Origin of the sequence: Lactiplantibacillus plajomi (assembly GCF_005405405.1) — a bacterium.
Classification (GTDB): Bacteria; Bacillota; Bacilli; order Lactobacillales; family Lactobacillaceae; genus Lactiplantibacillus; species Lactiplantibacillus plajomi.
In genome coordinates, this window is sequence record NZ_BJDZ01000013.1 from 1 (window position 1) to 18,809 (window position 18,809).

Below are 18,809 nucleotides of genomic sequence, written 5' to 3' on the forward strand. Positions count from 1 at the left end.
TGCTCTTTTTTTATTTTCTATTATATCAAAAGCAGGTCTGGAAAAATCCGAAGATTTTTCCAGACCTGCTTTGTTTTTAGAGACTTATGTCACAGCCTCGGATAGTGCCCTAAAACTAATAATTGTCACCACCGGCCGTTCGTAGCAAAGCCCGGCGGTCCGTTTTTGTACTTTCAACCTTTAATTACTTAATTTTAACTTTGACTTTAATCTTGCGTGGGACCGTCTGGCGGGAGCGCCGCCAGTCAAGTAACCACCTGACTAACGACCAGCACCCGGCTAGAACGGTCACTAAAAACGATAATTTTCGGCGCACGCACTTCACCCCCGCGACGTTTTCTTTAGCTTACCACATTAATCGACGTGCGCGGCGTTTTGGAGTTGAATCATATCGTAATAATAACCACGTTGTTGTAGCAATTCATCGTTCGTCCCGCGTTCAACGATTTGACCCTGGTTCAAAACCAGAATCAAGTCCGCGTTTTGAATCGTCGATAACCGGTGGGCGATGGCAATCGTCGTCCGATTTTGTTGAATCCGGTCTAACCCGGTTTGGATCATCTCTTCGGTTTCGGTATCGACGTTAGCGGTCGCTTCATCCAAGATGAGGATTTTCGGGTCGGTCACGATCGTTCGGGCAAACGAAATTAATTGGCGCTGCCCCGACGAGTAGCTGGCGCCCCGTTCGATAACCCGCGAGCGGTAGTTCTCGGGCAAGTCGTTGATAAAGTCATCGGCCTTTACGAATTCAGCGGCTTCGCGGACCTGTTCGTCCGAAATCGAATCGTTAAACATCCGAATATTGGAATTAATGTCACCGTAGAACATGAACGGTTCCTGTAACACCAACCCCAGCTTCTGGCGTAACTCGGCTGCCGGGTAGTCGCGAATATCACGGTCGTCGATTAGGACTTCCCCGGATTGAAATTCATAAAAGCGCATTAAGACGTTGATCGTCGACGTTTTGCCACTCCCAGTCTGACCAACCAAGGCCACCGTTTGACCGGGTTCGGCGACAAACGACACGTCGTTTAACACCGGGTGGACGCCGTCGTAGGCAAACGTCACGTGGCGAAACTCGATTTTTCCCCGGGTGATCTTAGCCTGCGGATCGGCGTGTTGGGCCGGCGCAATCGTCGGGTCATCCATTATTCGGAGAACCCGCGACCCGGCAACCACCCCGTCCTGAAAATCGGACAGGTTATCCATCATCGAGGTCATCGGGTTATAAAAGTTATTCAGGTAAGTGACAAACGCATAAACTACCCCGGCGGCCACGTAACCGTTGAGGCCGCGCACCCCGAAGATGCCTAACACCATGACCGTCCCCAACGCGTAAAAGAGGTTAATCAACGGACTTAACAGCAACGCGTTAATTCGGATCATCGCTTGGCGGGTCCGGAAATAGGCGTCGTTGGTGTGGTCAAATTCGCCGTTAATGCGGCGTTCCTGGCGAAACTGCTGAATAACGCTGATCCCGGTAATTGCTTCGCTAAGCTTGGTGTTCAGCTCACTCAACCGCTCGCGCATCCGCCGGTAGACCCGCGAACTGTAGCGCTGATAATACCAGATGGTTAGGCCTAAAAACGGCATGAAGACCAGTAGCCACAACGCGATTTGCCGGTCCGTTAAATACATCGCGATAAAGGACGAAATCACCGCAAAAAAGGCAGTAAAGAGCGTATTAAACAGTGCCCAAAAGTTTGAAAACGACATGGTATCGTTCGTCAGCCGTGACAAAATCGAGCCACCCGGAACTTGGTCAAAATACCGCATGCCCATCCGGTGGAGTTTCTTAAATAGCTGCCGGCGGACGTTTTCTAACATGTACTCGGCACCCATCGTACTACTGTAGTTTTGCATAAATTGCATGATTGCCCGGGTCAGCATACCAAAGAAGTATAACGCCGCAAAGTACCACATAATGGCCATCGTCGCGTGATTCGTGCGTAAGTAGTGGTCAATGTAGTATTGCAAGACCCGCGGTAAGTAAATGTTGACTAAACTAATTAGCGCTGAAAAGATGATGGCACCGAAGAAGAACCATTTGAACGGCTTGGCGTATGGCAGTAGGCGCCGAATAACGGTCAACTGTTCCTTAACGGGCATACTGCGCGCCCAGACTGATTGTCGCTGTGCCATCACTGCACCGCCCCTTCCACTTTGGTTTCCAACTGTTGTTGGTCGAACATTTGCTGATACCAGCCGTGTTGTGCCATCAACTGCTGATGGTTACCGCGTTCCACGACCCGGCCGGCGTCCAGCACGATAATTTCATCCGCGTTCATCACCGAGCTTAACCGGTGAGCCGCGATAATCGTCGTTTTGTCGGCCCGTTCCGCCTTCAAATTACCCAAAATTTGGGCTTCGGTCTCGGCGTCGACCGCCGACAACGCATCGTCTAAGATCAATAGTTCCGGGTTGATCAACAGCGCGCGGGCAATCGCCAACCGCTGTCGTTGCCCACCGGACAAGGAAATCCCTTCCTCACCGACTTGGGTATCGTAACCTTCCGCCATCGTTGCGATTTGACCACTTAAGTCACTCTTGGCGGCAACCGCTTCGACCGTTTCCTGACTGACCCGTGGATCGGCAAAACGGATATTTTCACGAATTGTATTGGAGAAAAGAAAACTATCCTGCGGCACGTAGCCGATTGCCGGTAAGTAGCTATCCAGAGCGTAGCGTTTGATATCGTGGCCGCCGTAAACAATTTGGCCGTCATAGTTATCAAATTCGCGGAGGATCAACTTCATAATCGTTGACTTGCCGGCACCGACCCGGCCAACGATACCAAGCGTCTGGCCCGCTTTGAGTTCAAAGTGGACGTCCTGCAAACTCGTACCGGCATCGTCGGGATAGTTAAATTGCTTAATGGCGTAGCGTAAATCACCATGTGGCCGCTGTTCCAGACCATCCTTCGAATCGACGATTGCACTTTGCTGGTTCAACAGTTCCATAACCCGGTCGTAGGACGCGTTCCCACGTTCCATGGTATTGAACAACATGCCGACCGCAAACATCGGCCAGACCATCATGCCTAAATAGGTGATGAACGAAACCAGGTTACCAATGGTAATGACGCCGTCACTAACGTAAATCCCACCCAAAATAATCGTTGCGGCGTAGGAGACCGCAATGATCAGGGTAATTGCCGGGTCGAACAGCGAGTCCAGCACATTAACGCGACGGTTGATTTTAATCGTCTGGTCGATTTGGTCATTAAAATCGGCAACGTCGGCCTTTTCCTGACCAAGCGCCTTAATGACTTTAATGCCACTAATGCTTTCCTGGGCCTTATTATTCAGCCTCGAAAAAGCCGCTTGCGAAGCGCGAAACGCCACGTGAATCTTCTTGCCTAAGTAGCGTGAGGCCACCGCAAGTAATGGGAACGGGATGACCGCAATTAACGTCAACCGCCAATCGATCAGCATCATCATCGCAATCAGGGTCGTCCCACCGGTAATGATCGAATCCGCAAATTGCAAGATACCCCCGCCGGCGACCCGTTCAACCGCGGTTAAGTCGTTAGTCGCGTGGGCCATCAAGTCCCCGGTCCGGTACTTCTGATAGAAGGTCGCGTCCATTTTCATGAAATGCCAAAATAAGCGTTCCCGCAAGGTCCGTTCAAGACCGGCCGCCCCACCCCAGATGGCGTTACGCCACAGAAAGCGGGTCAGGTACTGCCCAACGGCCGCGGCCGCAATGATCACCAAGTAAATCGTTAAGGACCGGGCCGTTAAGCGGTGTTGGTTAATGCCATCCACGACGTTCCCAATCACCCGTGGCGGGATAATCCCAATAATTGCGGTAAAAATCAGCCCGATCACGCCCGCCGAATATAACTTCCATTCACGCCGGAAATACCAGCCTAGTTTTAGAAAAATACTCACGGTGCACCCCCTCTAATAATTTAATTAAATTTTAATTAAGACAACCATATACATTACCATATTTATTAGTTAAGCCGACATTATTTGTTCGTAAAAACCGGTAGCCACCCCGCAATGGTGCGCAGGGTGGCTACCGGCCAGTTTAACGATTCGACTTATTTGCCAGCCTTCATCTGAATTTCAGCTTCGGCAGGCACTTGCATATTTTTCTTCTTTAAGAAAACCATTGAAGCCCATAGTAAGACTAAGGCTAGGACGGCGAAGAAGAGCAACATCGCGATCGAAGACCAGAAGATACCGGTCCCCCAACCGCCCGTCAAGGATTGCCGGAACGCTTGAATCGAGTACGTTAACGGCAAGAACGGGTGGATGACGTTGAAGAAGTGGTTGGTAATTTCCATTGGGAAGGTCCCACCAGAACCACCAAGTTGTAACATCAACAGAACCATCGCTAAGAACCGACCTGGGTTATCCAGTAACATCGACAGGAACATAACGATGAACATCGACGCCAGGGCAATCATGATCGCCGTCAAGAAGTAACCGCCCATGCTGATTGGCTTCAAGCCAACGATCAACAACGCGATACATTCAATCACGGCCATGCCGATTGCGACCGGTGCGCCGACCGCAATTTTACTCCAGAACCACTGGGTCGCAGTCCCGTCGTCGTCCGCCATCCGCCGAATTGGATAGGCGAAGTTAAAGACGACCGCCCCAACGTATAACGCTAAGGAAAGCACGTACGGTGCTAAGGCGTGACCGTAGTTCGGCACGTAACTGTAGTTCGAATGGGTCAACTTCGACGGTGCCGCAAACATGTTGGCGTTCGACGACTTCAACGGCGTTGCGTTGATCGTGTCGGCCCCGCTTTGTAAGGACTTCGCTAACGTCTTATTCCCATTCTTGATCTTCTTGTTACCCGCTAATAACTTAGCAGAGTTGTTATCCAACTGATCCGCACCATCGGCAAGTTGTTGCACCCCGTCAGTCAACTGACCGGTGCTCCCTTGTAAGGTTTGCAACCCGGTGTTTAATTGACCAGCACCGTCATCCAATTGTTGAACGCCGGAAACTAAGGTTGGCACCTTACCGTTCAAGGTGGTTAAACCGCCGGATAATTGTTGAATCCCACCAACTAATAGTGGCACCTGACCGTTTAAGGTATTCAAACCACCAGATAATTGTTGAATCCCACCAACGAGCAGTGGTACTTGGCCGTTCAAAGTCGTTAAGCCGCCAGTAACTTGGCTGGACCCGTTGAATAACTGTTGGACGCCGCTAATTAACGTTGGAATCTGGGCGTTGAGTTGCGCCGTACCACTCGCTAACTGGCTGGCGCCATTCCGCAACTGACCGGAGTTGGCCATTAATTGGCTGCTCCCATCGGTCAACTGTTTGACGCCGTTGACTAAGGTTGGGACTTGACCATTTAAGGTCGTTAAGCCGCCTTGCAATTGGGTGGCACCACTCGTTAAGTCACCGGACTTGCCAACTAATTCCTGCGTCCCGGCTGACAAAGTACCAACACCCGAAACTAAAGCGGGCGTTCCGGTTGCTAAGGCGTTCGTACCTTTAGATAAATCACCGATTCCGGCAGTTAGGGCTGGTACCGACTGATTCATTTGCGCCAATCCGGTACTCAAACTACTCGTCCCCGCTTGCAACTGCGTCAGTCCAGCCGTGACCTTGGTTGACCCATCGCTCAACTGACTGGCACCACTGGTCATTTCATTAAGGTTCCCGATTAACGCGTTAACCCCCGTTTCCAATTCTTGGAAACTAGCGGCTAAGCTCTGGTCGGTACCGCTCGTCGCAGTCGCATTGGTCTTCATCATCGTCTGCATCTTGGTCATCGTTGCTTTTAGATCCTGTGCAGCCGCTGTTTTAGCCTGACTATCACCACTTTGACCGACCGTGGCTAAGCTTGCTTCCAACGCCTTAACTTGCGCATCGGTTAAGTTTTGTGATTTTTGCAGGCCTTCAATTTTCGCATTGATCTGACTCGTCAAATCGCTGGTGCTGGTCGTGGCCGTCAACGTGGTCACGTCCTTTTGAACCGCACTCATCATGGTATTGACTTGATCAGCACTCGCACCACTTTGGGCACTGGCCATCATTTTATCAACGGCTTTGAGCGCCGTTTCCATGCTAGCCATCCCCGTTTGTAACTGTTTAATCTTTTGAACGTTTTCTTCACTCGTACCCTCAGTGACCATGTCGGCCAAGCCTTGGGACACTTGCGTACTGCCCGCTTTTAAAGTCGCAACGGAATCGTTAATTTTAGTTGCGCCATTGCTTGCGTCAGTCACGGATTTTGGCAAGGCGGCCGTCTTCGTTTGAAGTTCAGTAACCCCGGCGTTCAGTGCCTTAGCACCGTCCGCAGTTTGTTGAATGCCACCACTAAGCTTCGTGACCCCTTCATCGGCAGACTTAACGCCGTTGGTATAAGCGGTCACCCCTTGTGCAAGGGTCGTGGAGCCGCTCGACAACTGTTCGACGCCACTCGCTAATTCACCGGTCTTACTATTCAACTTCTTTAAACCGGCCGAAACGGTGTAAACACCGTCCGTGTAATTCACGATTCCCACCTTTAGCGCTTGGGAACCATCAGCCAATTGGACGACCCCGTTCGCTAGCGTACCGGTCTTACCGTTCAATTGACCCAGACCCGCTGTCACTTGACTGGAACCACTGGTCAACTGGCTGACGCCGCTCGCCAAGGCGCCACTCTTGCTATTCAACTGGTTGGCACCACTGGCAAGCTGGCCAACGCCACTCGCCAAGGCGCCACTCTTACTATTCAACTGGTTAGCACCGCTGGCTAATTGGCCAACGCCACTGGCGAGTTGACCGGTACTCCCGTTTAAGGTGTCCAGCCCGGTCTTCAACGCACTACCACCGTTAGCTAACTTCGCAATACCAGCAGGCAGTTGCTTAACTTTAGTATTCAGCTCCGTCGTCCCGTTTTTCAACGTGTGGACCCCGGTCGTGTAGGTCGTTAAGCCGTCTTGCAGTACGACGCCACCGTCTTTTAACTTGGTGGCCCCGTCAGCGGCTTTCTGGTAACCGTCACCGGCCGTTTTAACCTGCTTGAACATCGCTAAGGCGTAGGCTTTCGTAACTTCGGAGCGGACGTTAGCGTTTAATTCGGTTGCCCCGGTATCACTAATAACTTTCCCAATGTAGTTCAGGGAGGCGTTCGTTGAGTAGTGCAACTTCATCTTCTGGGGATGCTCACTAGTGACCGTCGTGGCGTGTTTCGAAAAATTACTTGGAATCGTGACGACCATGTAGTACTTACGATTCTGCATCCCCTGCTTAGCCTTCTCCGCGGAGACGAAGTGCCAGCCAAGCTGCTTGTTCTTTTTAATGTTGGTCACCATCTGTTCACCAACCGCGAAGCGTTTGCCTTGATAGTTAACTGGCTTATCATTGTTAACAACGGCCACTGGCAAGTGCTTCGTTTCCCCATAAGGATCCCACACCGACGTCAGAAAGAAGACGCTGTAGAGAAATGGGATCAAAACCATAACTGCAACTGAAATCCATAAAATTTTACTATGACGAATAGCTTTCCATTCGTCGCGAATCATTTTCACTGACCTGAAACCTTCCTTCAAAAAACTTTAAACCGAATGTTGTTCGAGCGAGAACACCGTTGCCAGTGTTGCCCGGATCGTAGCCTGGGTGCTTTCGGCTTCCCCATCACGACCACTATTGTTGAGCCACTGCACGATACTCATCACCACCCCACTCACCAAGTAGGCGGTGAGGTCCGGGTGCTGCGAGTCGCGAATCGTTTCTAGGACGCGGTCGCTGGCTTCCGTCTGTGCCAGTGTCACAAAGCAATTATTGATGACTTGCTGTGAGCGACTATTGTCGGCGTCCGAATTCGTCACTAACAGGTGGCGTAGTATTTGGGTATGCGTCCCAATAAACTGCGCCATAATGGTCGAGCCCGCGGCGTTTTTACGCTCAGCCGCCAGTAACTCTTCCAGCGCGTGAATCACCATTTGATCGAGCAAGTCGAACTTGTCCGTGTAATAGCGGTAAAAGCTACTCCGGTGAATCAAAGCCTGCGAACAAATCTGCTCAACCGTTATCTGCGAAATTGACCGTTGCTCTAACAATTGGTACAGCGCTCGCTGTAAATCTAGCTCCGTACGCATTGAAATTATAATCACCCCTTTTTACATTCTTATATTCGAATAGAAGAATATAGTTCCCGTAAAAACACGCTGCATCCCCGTGCAACGATTTTTGGTAGCGCGATTAATGTAAGTACGGTTTGAGTTCCAAATCGGCTTTCAACGTATGAATCAAGTGTTCCACCTTGGTTAACGGCGCATCGAAAGTCACGTGATAAAAGTTACGGGTACCCTTGTGTTCCACCGAAACAAAATGGTGATCCTTCAACGTCTTTAACTGGTGCGACACCGCCGGTTGCGAAATGTGCATCCGCTTGGTCAACTCACCCACGGTCAGGCCGTGCGCATGTTTCGTTAACTCGATCATAATCTGTTGCCGGCGTTCATCCGCTAAGACTTCGAAAATCGGAATCGTTTCGCGGAATTCTTGGAGCGCTTCTTCACTGCTAACCATGTTAAACGGCCTCCCTATATTCTTATATTCCAATATTTGAATGAATCAATACTAACCCTTTTTATCCCGCTTTGCAACACCTCAATTAAGTTTGTCGATTTTCGCGACAATTTCAAAAAATTGGTCTTCTTTTTAAAATTGGTAACGATTACACTAACCACTAAGAAAGCGGGTGTTAGCTATGAAACCTTTTCCTCAACCAACCATCCTCGAACACTTGGGACTCGTAACGGGATGCTGGTTACTCGTTCAGTTATTGCTCCTGCCAAGCGCCCTCGGCAATGACGCTAACAGCTTACATTATTTGGGCATTGCCTTAATTGGTCTAATTTTTTTAATAACCTTGATCGATGCCTACCGCGTCTACGCCCGCCAAATCACGCGTCCCTACTTAGCAATCGACGTCCTGACGCTGGTTGCGGTCAGTCTGCTGCTGTTATTTTAAAGTATTTTCAAAATAAGTCGTGACAAAGACGTCACGACTTATTTAACGTACTCGGACGGTAATCACCAAAACGTGGGTTCCTTTGCCCTTGCTACTCACCAATGGCCTTGCCATCCGCCTCTAAATAGTCGGTACCCCAGTCCGCCATCGCCTGAATCACTGGGCGAAAGGTTGCACCAAAGGCCGAAACGGCGTACTCGGTTTTCACCGGGACGGTCGCGTAAACGGTTTTCTGAATAATACCGTCCGCTTCTAATTCGGCTAACTGCCGTGCCAGCATTCGCTTCGTCACGTAAGGTAATTTTCGTTGTAACTCAGAAAAGCGCAACACGCCCGCGTTGAATAAATGGTATAAAATCACCGTTTTCCACTTTCCCGCAATAAACTGTAACGTATTTTGAATTGGACATCCCGGTGCACAATCGTAATGTTTCCTCACCATTACCCATCCCCCCATTGCTGTTTTGCCTAACCATGCCTTAAATTTAGCACCTTCATCCGGACTTGTGAAGAAGGTGCACCACTTGTCACCTAGTGCACTTAAAGACACGTCTTAACTTTTTACGTGAACGGGGTATCGTTAGGTGCAAAGGGAGGCTCATCACAATGCCAAAATCAATTAAAGCAGTCGGTTTTTATCAACACTTACCTATTAGTAACCCCAATAGTTTTCAAGACCTTTCGGTAGCGGATCCGGTCGTTAGCGGTCACGACCTGCTTGTCGAAGTTGCCGGCGTTGCCGTTAATCCAGTCGACGTCTTCGTTAGAAGAGCCGGCCGGGCCACCCGCCGTGCCCATCCTAAAATTATCGGTTGGGACGCGTGCGGAACCGTCCGGGCGACCGGCGCGGATGTCACCCTTTTCCAACCTGGCGATCGGGTCTGGTACGCTGGCGACTTTACCCGCTCTGGTAGCAATGCCCAGCACCAACTTGTCGACGAACGACTAGTTGGCCGGGCACCGACTAACCTGACCACCGCCCAAGCCGCCGCGGTGCCGCTCGTAGGGCTAACGGCGTATGAATCACTCTTTGAGCAACTTCGGTTGGACCGGCACGATAATCACGGCCAAACACTACTAATTATTAATGGCGCTGGTGGGGTCGGCTCGATGGCCATTCAACTTGCAAAGCGTGCCGGACTAACCGTCATCGCCACGGCCTCCCGTCCAGACTCGGTTGGCTGGGTTCGCCAACTCGGCGCGGATGAAATTATCGACCACCACCAAGACTTGGTCCCGCAAGTTCGGCGGACCCGTAAATACGTCGACGCAATTTTAAACCTCAATAATTTAGACGCCCATTGGAACGAAATCGCGGAATTGATCAAACCGAACGGCGCCGTGGTCGCCACTACCGAAAATCGCCGACTGATTGATTTACAAAAACTAACGAAAAAACGGGTCACCTTCGCCTGGGAATGGATGTACAGTAAATCCTACTACCACAGCGCCCAGATGAGCTCGCAACACCAAATTTTAAACCGCCTTGCCGAACTGTACGAACTAGGCGCCCTCATGCCAATCAATAAAATAACCTACCAACCAATCAACGCGACGAATATGCGCCGTGCGCACGCCCAGGTAGAAGCCGGCACCATGGTTGGTAAAGTCGTGCTAACGGGATGGCCACACTAAAAATGACTGTGACATTAGTCGCAGCCCCTGTATATCTCCAAATACTGGTAGCCAAAACGTACGCTAAAAAAAACGCCCAACCACGCAGTTGGACGTCAAAGGGTAATTAGTACTAACAATCAATAACGATTGTTGCCACGCCGCGGTTGGGAGTCCGCAACGTACTATGGAAAATTCACAGGTACTTGGGAAGGAACCTGATCGTTCAGGTCAAACGTTACTTGTTAATGATATTGAGAGAAAAATAGCAATTAACGGCGGTTAAGTAACGCTTATGGTTCTTAGTATAACCACTGCGCATAATTTTGCTAGTCGTCCTGGTCACCACTGTCGCGGAATAGGACAATTTTCATGAATTGTACTGCTTTTCGTTAATTTAAATGCTTCTTAACGTACTTATAACCGTAACGGTACAGTTCGCGTTCCACTTGCTTAGTTGTCGTTGGCTTCTTTGAATAACGCCGCGAGCTACTCGTGTTCGCACTACTGTTGACGCGGTCGGCACCGGCAACTTGCATGTTACTGTCAGCCTTGCCACGACCGGTTGCATAATCGAAGCTCACTCCCGGCTCAACGTTCCAAATATAAACGTTGAAGTTCACACTGCCGTCCGTTGAAAGCGCCTGTGACCAGTAACCGCGCGGCATTAATTCGTCGCCCCGGAAAACGGTCGTCACCTTATAGATGACCTTTTTCCCTTGCTCCAACGCCGTTCGAACTTGGTCTTCATAAATTTGCATTGTCTGTTGGTTAGAATAGGCCGTCTGGGTGGCCAGGTTTTTTGGATTATCCAAACTCCCATCTTCGCCCTGCCGGTACTGACCGTCCTGAGTCAGGTTAAAGGTCAGCGTGTAGGCTAACAAATGCCCGCGGTTTTGCGGGTAGACCCGCTTACCGTTGACCTTGATCGGTTGGTTATGCCAGCCGGTCGGTTGCCAATTTTGCGCGGCGCGCCCCGCGGACCGACCCAAATTAGCCTTACTTAAGTAGGCCGTGTCGGTGGTCGTCCGGTTCAACCGGTCCAGGTTCCCGTAGTCAACCTTCGACTTTTTCCACTGACTGGCCGCCAACGTGCTTTTGCCGCTGTTGACCTTAATGGCGGCCGCCCCGCCCGATTTATACGTCATTTTTGCAAGTTGCTGGTAAGTTTGTTGGCTATTGCCACTCGTCTTTGTTCCGGAAGTCGCCGGCGAACTCTCCTGCCGCGCTGACTCACTGTTGGTCGTACTGGTCGTCGTGCTACAGCCCGCAAGCCCCAGTCCTAAACTAATAACGACGGCGACTGCCACCCGTCGTGTCCATTTAAACATACTTTCTTTCCGCCCCATCTTTTTAAAGGATACCTTAATGATAACGTACTTTGGCTAGGGGAACAAATGTTTTGTTAACTTTCAGAGATTAACTTGGGTGCGTCGCCGTCGTTTTTAAATTGGATTGCTTAGTCCGTCGTCGCGGCGCCCGAAACGCCCAGATATTGATGGCAATCCCCACGAGCAGCAGTAGGAACGCCACTCCCATAATGTGGTGTAAACCCGAGTGTAGGATGTGCCGCATGGCGGGCAATAATTTAGCTGGCAAGTGCCCCGCACTGGTTGCATCGCTTAACTCGTTCATCATATTCATCGTAATGTGACCACCCGACTTGGCAACCCCGGTCGTCAACGCGTGGTTCAAGACGATACTGTAAACCGACGCCATGAAGGTCTGACCCAGCATCCGCACCAACAAGCTAAAGGAGGTCGCAATCGGCACGTCGCGGTGACGCGCCTGTTGTTGCACGCTGACCTGCAACACGGTAAAACAGATGCCGATGCCACAACCCTGTAACGCACTAGCCACTAATAGTAACCAGTAGTTCGTTTGTTGACCGGCGACTGCCAGTAAGCCACACGCGAGTAACATACCGATAAAGCCAATCATGACCACCGTCCGTGTCGACCAGCGGCGTTCCATATTGCCACTCCACTGGGCACCCAAAAAGTTCGTGATTGACCCCGGAATTTGGGTGACACCCCCAATCACGGCGGTCGTTCCCAGTAACCCCTGGGCCCACATTGGGACGTAGACGTTAAAGCCGACGAAGAAACCGTAAATTAGGAAGAACATTCCGAAGGCCGCGACCAAGTAACGGTTTTTAAATAACCGTAACGGAATGATTGGGTCACTGGCCCGCCGTTCCACCACGACTAGGCCGGTAAGTAGACCAACTGCCACTAATAAAATGATGCCAATGGCAATGGGGGTCAGCTTGCCGATCATTTCGATGCCGACTAACAAACTGACCAAGCCGGCGCTTAACAATAGCGCGCCCCAGTAGTCGACCTTTTCCGTAGCTGGCTTGACCGCTGGTGCTTTGTATAACCACTGAATAATGATAATTGATGCGAGCCCGATCGGCACGTTGATGTAAAAGACCCAGTGCCAACCAAAATTATCTACAATGAAACCGCCGACTAGCGGGCCAATGATCGCCGCGGTACTGAAACTGGCAGTGACGTAGCCAAAGACCTTGCCACGCTTAACCGGGTCGCGGTAAATTTCGGCGTAAATAATGTACGGAATGGCGGTCATGCCACCACTACCGATTCCCATCACCGTCCGGGCGGCAATCAGGAAGATAATGTTCGGCGCGAGCCCCTCCAGCAGCGCACCAATCACGAAAATCAGCGTTGAAATCTGATAGGCTTTCTTATTGCCGATTCGCTCACCCAACTTACTCCACAGTGGCGTCGTTACCGCCCCGCCAAGCAAGAAGACCGCGACGATCCAGCCCATCAGTTGCAGCCCGTGCAAGTCACTGATAATCGCCGGCAACGCCGTACTAATAATGGTACTATCCAGGCCGTTCATCGCGTTGGATAATAACAACGCGATCGTGACGACCATCGTTACTTTTTTCGACACCTAAAATTCCTCCAAATATGTAAAGCTGATACTAAAATAATCACACCCTTTTAGCCTACACTAATTTTCAGAACAAGACTATGACCTTTTCAGAAAGTTTACAATGTTGTGTCGGAAAAATGGTGGACAACAAAACCAGCCACCCGTTGGTACGAACAACAATGATTATCAGTCAATACTAAAAAGACCTTATCCTAAACAGGGTAAGATCACAGTAGTCGTTCGTATAAAAATGGCTGTCAAATAACGGGTACGCTGACGTGTGGTGTGGTAAGTCGCCCTAATCTCGTCTTCCTAACCACTACCTTTGCTTACGCACTGGCCCGTTGCCAGTCCGCGCGGCTGAGCGCGTACATCATCACGTGAACCCGTTCACCGGACGTAATCGTGACCGTCTTTAATTCACCTTCATCGTGCATGCCCATCTTAGCCATCACCCGTCCCGAGCGCGGGTTCACGCTGGCAAAGTGCGCCTCGATGCGGGTCAAGCCTAACTGTTCAAAGCCATAAGTCATTAACCGGCGGCCAGCTTCAGCCACGTAGCCCGCTCCCCAGGCGGCTGGGCTCAAAGCGTAAGTCAACGCGGCGGTCGTGCCGGTGACGTGAAACTCAAAAAAGCCGATCAACTGGTGGTCGCGCTTCCGTTCCAGCCCAAAGGTCGTCGTCCGGTCCGCCAAAAAATGCTCTTGGAAAATCCGTTCAAAGTCGGCACTGGTCTTCACCGTTTGGTAACGTAAGTAAGCCACCACCCGCGTATCAAAAATCATCGCCCGTAACGGTGCGGCGTCGGCTCTCGTTAGTGGCCGGATCACCAAGCGGTCCGTCTCAAATTGCATGCAATCAATCCTCTCTCATCAAAGTCGCAATTTTTACATTATAACTTTACTGAGCGGGTTGTAAATTATTTTGTTTGCTTGCTAGTAAAAGGCCCTTATCCAAAACCGGATAAGGGCCTTTGATTACTGGCTCAATACTTAACCAATCGAGCCTTCCATTTCAAAACTAATTAGGCGGTTGAGTTCAACCGCGTACTCCATCGGTAACTGTTTGGTAAACGGCTCGACGAAGCCCATGATGATCATTTCGGTCGCTTTTTGTTCAGAAATACCGCGGCTCATTAAGTAGTAGAGTTGGGCTTCTGAAACTTTCGAAACCTTCGCTTCGTGCTCCATTGACACGTTACCGTTCAAAATTTCATTATACGGAATCGTATCACTGGTCGACAAGTCGTCCATGATAATCGTATCGCATTCCACGTGGGCAAACGAGCCGTCGGAATGGCGCCCAAAACGGACGGTCCCGCGGTAGTCGACCGCCCCGCCGTCCTTGGCAATCGACTTGGACACGATCGACGAAGTCGTGTTTTTAGCATTATGGATCATCCGTGCACCGGTATCCTGGTCAACGTTTTGGCCGGCAACCGCGATTGACAGCATCGTACCGTGAGCGCCCTCACCATTTAAGTAAACGGACGGGTACTTCATCGTGATCTTAGAACCAAGGTTACCGTCGACCCATTCCATCGTCGCGTTGGCCATGGCTTGCGCCCGTTTAGTTTCCAAGCTATACACGTTATTCGACCAGTTTTGAATCGTCGTGTAGCGACAGGTCGCGTTGGCCAACACGTTAACTTCTACGACCGCCGCGTGCAGGCTGTCGGAGTCGTAATTCGGGGCCGTACACCCTTCTACGTAGTTCACGCTGGCACCCTCACCAACGATGATCAGCGTCCGTTCAAACTGGCCGGTATTTTCCGCGTTGATCCGGAAGTACGACTGAATCGGCGTATCTAACTTAACGCCCTTAGGGACGTAGATGAACGTGCCCCCGGACCACACGGCACAGTTCAAGGCCGCGTACTTATTGGTGTTGGCCGGAACTAGTTTTCCGAACCACTTTTTGAACAGTTCCGGGTACTTTTGCAGCGCCGTATCGGTATCGGTGAAAATAATCCCGGTCTTTTCAAAGGTCGCCTGCATGCGGTGATAGACGACTTCCGATTCGTACTGGGCACTCGACCCCGCCAAGTACTTGCGTTCCGCTTGGGGGACGCCTAACCGGTCGAAGGTCTGCTTAATTTTATCCGGGACATCGTTCCAGTCACGGTACTTCTTATCGGTCGCCTTCTGGAAATACTTCATGTGAACCAAGTCAAGGCCGCTCAAATCCGGCCCGACTTTTGGTTCCGGTAGTTGTAAGTAGGTGTGGTAGGCTTTCAGCCGGTAATCCAGCATCCACTGCGGTTCGTGTTTCTCCGCCGAAATCTGGCGAACGACCGCTTCGGTCAACCCCTCACCGGTCGAATAAACCGGCGTGACGTCGTCGTGAAAGCCATATTCATAATTATCGGTACCCGCAACCACTTCACGGGCTTTAGTTGGTTCTGCCATTAGTTGCATCCCCCATCGTTAATAATTGATCCGCCGCGTGCCACGCCAAGGTCGCACACTTGATCCGGGTCGGAAATTCGGCCACCGTGGCTAAGACGGCGGCGTCCCCCAACGCGTGCTGAGCGGCCGGGGATAATTGCGTCCCGGTGATCAGCTTGGAGAAATTGGCAATGCGCTGCCGGGCTGCGCTGACCGGCTGACCTTGCAGGACGTCCGTCATGATACTAGCCGACGCCTGCGAAATCGTACAGCCGTCACCGGTAAAGGCCGCTTGCTCGATTGTTTGATCCTTAATCACTAGTTGAACATTGATCGTATCGCCACAACTCGGATTATGCAGCGTCACGCTGGGCACCCCGGTTAGCGTCTCGCAATGGTGCAGTGCCTGGGCGTTTTCCAAAATAACCGTCTGGTAAAGTGCTTTTAAATTCAAAATACTCATACGTGAAAGAACTCCTTTACCGCTTGAAGCGCCGTCAAGAAGCGCTCAACGTCCGTGGAATTATTATAAAAGCCGACACTGGCGCGGACCGTTGCGGTCACCTTTAAGTAACGCATCAGCGGTTGCGCGCAGTGGTGCCCAGCCCGGACTTCCACCCCGGCCATGTCCAGGCCGGTTGCCACGTCGTGCGGGTGTAAATGGGCTAAGTTAAACGCCACCACCGGACCGTGGTCGGCCAGCGCACGGGGCCCATAAACCGTCACCCCGTCAATTTGACTTAACCCCGTTAAAAGTTGGTCAGTCAGCGGTTGTTCAAGTTCCTGAACAGCATCAAAGCCAACGCCTTGTAGGTAGGTCAACGCCGCGCCTAGACCAATCACGCCAGCAATGTTCGGCGTTCCGGCTTCAAAGCGCGCCGGAATCGCCGCAAACTCGGTCGTTTGCCAGTCCACGTCACTAATCATTTCGCCACCGAACTGAGCCGGTGTGAGTTGTTCTAGTAACGCATACTTTCCGTACAGGACACCAATCCCGGTCGGACCGTACACCTTATGGCCAGAAAAAGCGTAAAAATCAGCGTCTAACGTCTGAACGTCGACCGGTACGTGGGCTACCGCCTGCGCACCGTCCACGACGACCACCGCACCCTGAGCGTGAGCCAACTTGGCAATGGTTGCGACCGGGTTGGTCACCCCGAGGACGTTAGAAGCGTGGGCTACCGCCACTAGCTTGGTTTTAGCGGTAATTTGGCGGCGAGCATCCGCTAGGTCCAGCTGCCCATCCGCCGTTAAGCCGATGTACTTCAAAGTGGCGTGCTTACGCTGTGCTAATTGTTGCCACGGCACTAGGTTACTGTGGTGTTCCATGACGGTCACCACGATTTCATCGCCGGCCGTCACAAACTGATCGCCGTAAGTTTGCGCAACCCAATTCAGACTATCGGTCGCCGAACGGGTAAAGAAGACCTCTTCGCGCCGCGCCGCGTGCAAAAAGGCTGCCACTTGGTCCCGAACCGCTTCGTACTGGTCAGTCGCCTTGGCCGCCAGCGTATACACGCCGCGGTGAACGTTGGCGTTATCGGTCGTGTAATAGTGCGTCAACGCGTCGATGACCGCTTGTGGCTTTTGACTGGTCGCCGCGTTATCCAGGTACGTTAACGGTTCACCATTAATTTGCGTCGTTAAAATTGGAAAGTCGGCGCGATAATTAAGCTTCTTCATCGGCTAACCGCCTCTCTATCAACGCCATCAGTCGCTTGCGTAACCGCTGTGAGCGCAGTTCGGTCACGACGCCCGCGAGGAACCCGCGAATCACCAACCGTTGGGCGATTGGTTTCGGAATCCCGCGACTAAGTAAGTAGTACATTTGTTGTTCGTCGACGCGGCCGACACTGGCAGCGTGGCCGGCTTCGACGTCGTTTTCATCGATTAATAAAATTGGGTTAGCGTCACCGCGGGCCTTGGAAGACAACATCAATAACCGGTTTTCCTGATCGGCTTTGGAACCGTGCGCCCCGTGAACGATGTGGCCGATACCGTTAAAAATCAGGGTGGCGTCGTCCAAAATCACGCCCCGTTGCACGATGTTGGCCACCGAATTCGGTCCGTAGTTGGTTACCCGGGTATCGATGCCCTGCGTCTGTTGCTGGTTAGCCACCGCAATCGTTTTGACGTTGGCTTCCGAGCCGCGGCCGCGTAGTTCGGTATCGAAATCGGCAACCACCCGACCCGCGTTCATTTCGGCTAACTCCCAGTTGAGGTGGGCGTCTGGCCGCAGCGTTCCGCGCCGGTTTAGGTAGGCCGTTGCACTGGCCGCTAAGTCGTCGATGCCGGCAAAGTTAACGTGACTCCCCGCACCAGCAACCACTTCCACGATCATGTGGACGCTAGCATCGCTGGTACCGACACTACCGAGGCGTTGCACCAGGTCAACTTGGCTGTTTTCTGCCGTCACGACTAAGTTATGTTGCACAAAACTTTGCGGTCGGCGCTGATCAACCAGTTGCATAATTTCCAACGGTTCCTTAATGACGACGTTAGCCGGTACGTACAGGAAAAAGCCGTTGGTCATCAACGCGGCGTTTAACGCCGTCAGCTTATCAGTATCGGCCTTCAGTGCGTGTTGAAATAGGTTGGCTTTAACCAGCTCGGCGTGCTTGCGAATTGCGGTTCGTAAGTCACACAGAATCACGCCCTGTTCGCGGACAGCCGCCGGTAAAGCGGCCCGGACAACGGTATCGCCCACCGTAAAGAAGTCGGTTTGCGCCCCGCGCGCGCTGACTTCTTCGGTCAGCCCGGGCTCAACGTCACCCGTGGGCGCGTCAACGTCCAATAAGGGCCAGTCGTGATAATCAATTTTTTCAAACGTTGGTAAGGCTAAGCGTGCGTAGTCGGCAACCGCCTGACTCCGACGTTTCATCAACCACGCCGGTTCCGCTAAAGTTTGGCTATATTCTTGAACGTTAGCCAACATTTGTGCTGTTTGCATCCGCTCGC

The 18,809-nt window shown here is 51.6% G+C and carries 15 protein-coding genes; 2 read left to right on the plus strand and 13 right to left on the minus strand.

From position 1 onward, the window contains the following. Positions 1 to 354: 354 nt before the first annotated feature. The 5 genes from FFM82_RS06845 to FFM82_RS06865 form a co-directional block, all read right to left on the minus strand. Positions 355 to 2,142 carry an ABC transporter ATP-binding protein gene (locus FFM82_RS06845; RefSeq protein ID WP_137645119.1) on the minus strand — a complete coding sequence of 596 codons (1,788 nt, stop codon included), beginning with the start codon at positions 2,140 to 2,142 and terminating at the stop codon, positions 355 to 357. Then, positions 2,142 to 3,893, minus strand: coding sequence for an ABC transporter ATP-binding protein (locus FFM82_RS06850; RefSeq protein WP_137645120.1), 1,752 nt, complete (start codon positions 3,891 to 3,893; stop codon positions 2,142 to 2,144). Before FFM82_RS06850 ends, FFM82_RS06845 begins: the two co-directional genes overlap by 1 nt. 155 nt (positions 3,894 to 4,048) lie before the next feature. Further along, positions 4,049 to 7,489 carry a YhgE/Pip family protein gene (locus tag FFM82_RS06855; protein WP_137645174.1) on the minus strand — a complete coding sequence of 1,147 codons (3,441 nt, stop codon included), beginning with the start codon at positions 7,487 to 7,489 and terminating at the stop codon, positions 4,049 to 4,051. A 33-nt stretch (positions 7,490 to 7,522) separates the two neighbouring features. Beyond that, positions 7,523 to 8,065 (minus strand): TetR/AcrR family transcriptional regulator, encoded by a 543-nt coding sequence (locus FFM82_RS06860; RefSeq protein ID WP_225425637.1) that lies wholly within the window; start codon positions 8,063 to 8,065, stop codon positions 7,523 to 7,525. A gap of 103 nt (positions 8,066 to 8,168) precedes the next feature. After that, on the minus strand, positions 8,169 to 8,498 hold the full coding sequence (locus FFM82_RS06865) for an ArsR/SmtB family transcription factor (RefSeq protein ID WP_137645121.1): 330 nt from the start codon (positions 8,496 to 8,498) through the stop codon (positions 8,169 to 8,171). Positions 8,499 to 8,679: 181 nt separating this feature from the next. Between FFM82_RS06865 and FFM82_RS06870 the strand changes: the two genes are divergently transcribed. After that, positions 8,680 to 8,943 carry a hypothetical protein gene (locus FFM82_RS06870; RefSeq protein ID WP_137645122.1) on the plus strand — a complete coding sequence of 88 codons (264 nt, stop codon included), beginning with the start codon at positions 8,680 to 8,682 and terminating at the stop codon, positions 8,941 to 8,943. 91 nt (positions 8,944 to 9,034) lie between these two features. On the opposite strand, the gene FFM82_RS06875 is transcribed toward FFM82_RS06870, so the two are convergent. Beyond that, positions 9,035 to 9,385, minus strand: coding sequence for a winged helix-turn-helix transcriptional regulator (locus tag FFM82_RS06875; protein WP_174795689.1), 351 nt, complete (start codon positions 9,383 to 9,385; stop codon positions 9,035 to 9,037). 164 nt (positions 9,386 to 9,549) lie between these two features. Here FFM82_RS06875 and FFM82_RS06880 point away from each other — a divergent pair, with 164 nt between their 5' ends. Then, the gene (locus tag FFM82_RS06880) at positions 9,550 to 10,578 is read left to right on the plus strand and encodes a zinc-binding alcohol dehydrogenase family protein (RefSeq protein ID WP_137645123.1); all 1,029 of its coding nucleotides are present in this window, start codon (positions 9,550 to 9,552) and stop codon (positions 10,576 to 10,578) included. A gap of 371 nt (positions 10,579 to 10,949) precedes the next feature. Here FFM82_RS06880 and FFM82_RS06885 read toward each other — a convergent pair whose 3' ends face one another. The 7 genes from FFM82_RS06885 to sufD form a co-directional block, all read right to left on the minus strand. Then, positions 10,950 to 11,888, minus strand: a complete 939-nt coding sequence (locus FFM82_RS06885) for a DNA/RNA non-specific endonuclease (RefSeq protein WP_137645124.1) — start codon at positions 11,886 to 11,888, stop codon at positions 10,950 to 10,952. 88 nt (positions 11,889 to 11,976) lie between these two features. Continuing rightward, complete coding sequence (locus FFM82_RS06890) at positions 11,977 to 13,482, minus strand: MFS transporter (protein ID WP_137645125.1); 1,506 nt, start codon at positions 13,480 to 13,482, stop codon at positions 11,977 to 11,979. Between the two features lie 311 nt (positions 13,483 to 13,793). Continuing rightward, positions 13,794 to 14,318 carry a GNAT family N-acetyltransferase gene (locus tag FFM82_RS06895; RefSeq protein WP_137645126.1) on the minus strand — a complete coding sequence of 175 codons (525 nt, stop codon included), beginning with the start codon at positions 14,316 to 14,318 and terminating at the stop codon, positions 13,794 to 13,796. A gap of 138 nt (positions 14,319 to 14,456) precedes the next feature. Next, positions 14,457 to 15,872: a Fe-S cluster assembly protein SufB gene (sufB, locus tag FFM82_RS06900; protein WP_137645127.1), complete on the minus strand. Its 1,416-nt coding sequence runs from the start codon at positions 15,870 to 15,872 to the stop codon at positions 14,457 to 14,459. Beyond that, entirely contained in the window at positions 15,856 to 16,314 is a 459-nt protein-coding gene (gene sufU, locus FFM82_RS06905) for a Fe-S cluster assembly sulfur transfer protein SufU (RefSeq protein WP_137645128.1), read from the minus strand. The genes sufB and sufU overlap by 17 nt, the downstream gene beginning before the upstream one ends. Continuing rightward, complete coding sequence (locus FFM82_RS06910; RefSeq protein ID WP_137645129.1) at positions 16,311 to 17,534, minus strand: aminotransferase class V-fold PLP-dependent enzyme; 1,224 nt, start codon at positions 17,532 to 17,534, stop codon at positions 16,311 to 16,313. The genes sufU and FFM82_RS06910 overlap by 4 nt, the downstream gene beginning before the upstream one ends. After that, positions 17,521 to 18,801 (minus strand): Fe-S cluster assembly protein SufD, encoded by a 1,281-nt coding sequence (gene sufD, locus FFM82_RS06915; protein WP_225425638.1) that lies wholly within the window; start codon positions 18,799 to 18,801, stop codon positions 17,521 to 17,523. The genes FFM82_RS06910 and sufD overlap by 14 nt, the downstream gene beginning before the upstream one ends. Between the last annotated feature and the right edge of the window lie 8 nt (positions 18,802 to 18,809).

Coding starts and splice junctions, on each gene's coding strand:
- FFM82_RS06845 (WP_137645119.1), bottom strand. CDS start 2,142: ATGGCACAGCGACAATCAGTCTGGGCGCGCAGTATGCCCGTTAAGGAA.
- FFM82_RS06855 (WP_137645174.1), bottom strand. CDS start 7,489: ATGATTCGCGACGAATGGAAAGCTATTCGTCATAGTAAAATTTTATGG.
- FFM82_RS06860 (WP_225425637.1), bottom strand. CDS start 8,065: ATGCGTACGGAGCTAGATTTACAGCGAGCGCTGTACCAATTGTTAGAG.
- FFM82_RS06865 (WP_137645121.1), bottom strand. CDS start 8,498: ATGGTTAGCAGTGAAGAAGCGCTCCAAGAATTCCGCGAAACGATTCCG.
- FFM82_RS06870 (WP_137645122.1), top strand. CDS start 8,680: ATGAAACCTTTTCCTCAACCAACCATCCTCGAACACTTGGGACTCGTA.
- FFM82_RS06875 (WP_174795689.1), bottom strand. CDS start 9,385: ATGGTGAGGAAACATTACGATTGTGCACCGGGATGTCCAATTCAAAAT.
- FFM82_RS06880 (WP_137645123.1), top strand. CDS start 9,550: ATGCCAAAATCAATTAAAGCAGTCGGTTTTTATCAACACTTACCTATT.
- FFM82_RS06885 (WP_137645124.1), bottom strand. CDS start 11,888: ATGTTTAAATGGACACGACGGGTGGCAGTCGCCGTCGTTATTAGTTTA.
- FFM82_RS06895 (WP_137645126.1), bottom strand. CDS start 14,318: ATGCAATTTGAGACGGACCGCTTGGTGATCCGGCCACTAACGAGAGCC.
- sufB (WP_137645127.1), bottom strand. CDS start 15,872: ATGGCAGAACCAACTAAAGCCCGTGAAGTGGTTGCGGGTACCGATAAT.
- sufU (WP_137645128.1), bottom strand. CDS start 16,314: ATGAGTATTTTGAATTTAAAAGCACTTTACCAGACGGTTATTTTGGAA.
- FFM82_RS06910 (WP_137645129.1), bottom strand. CDS start 17,534: ATGAAGAAGCTTAATTATCGCGCCGACTTTCCAATTTTAACGACGCAA.
- sufD (WP_225425638.1), bottom strand. CDS start 18,801: ATGCAAACAGCACAAATGTTGGCTAACGTTCAAGAATATAGCCAAACT.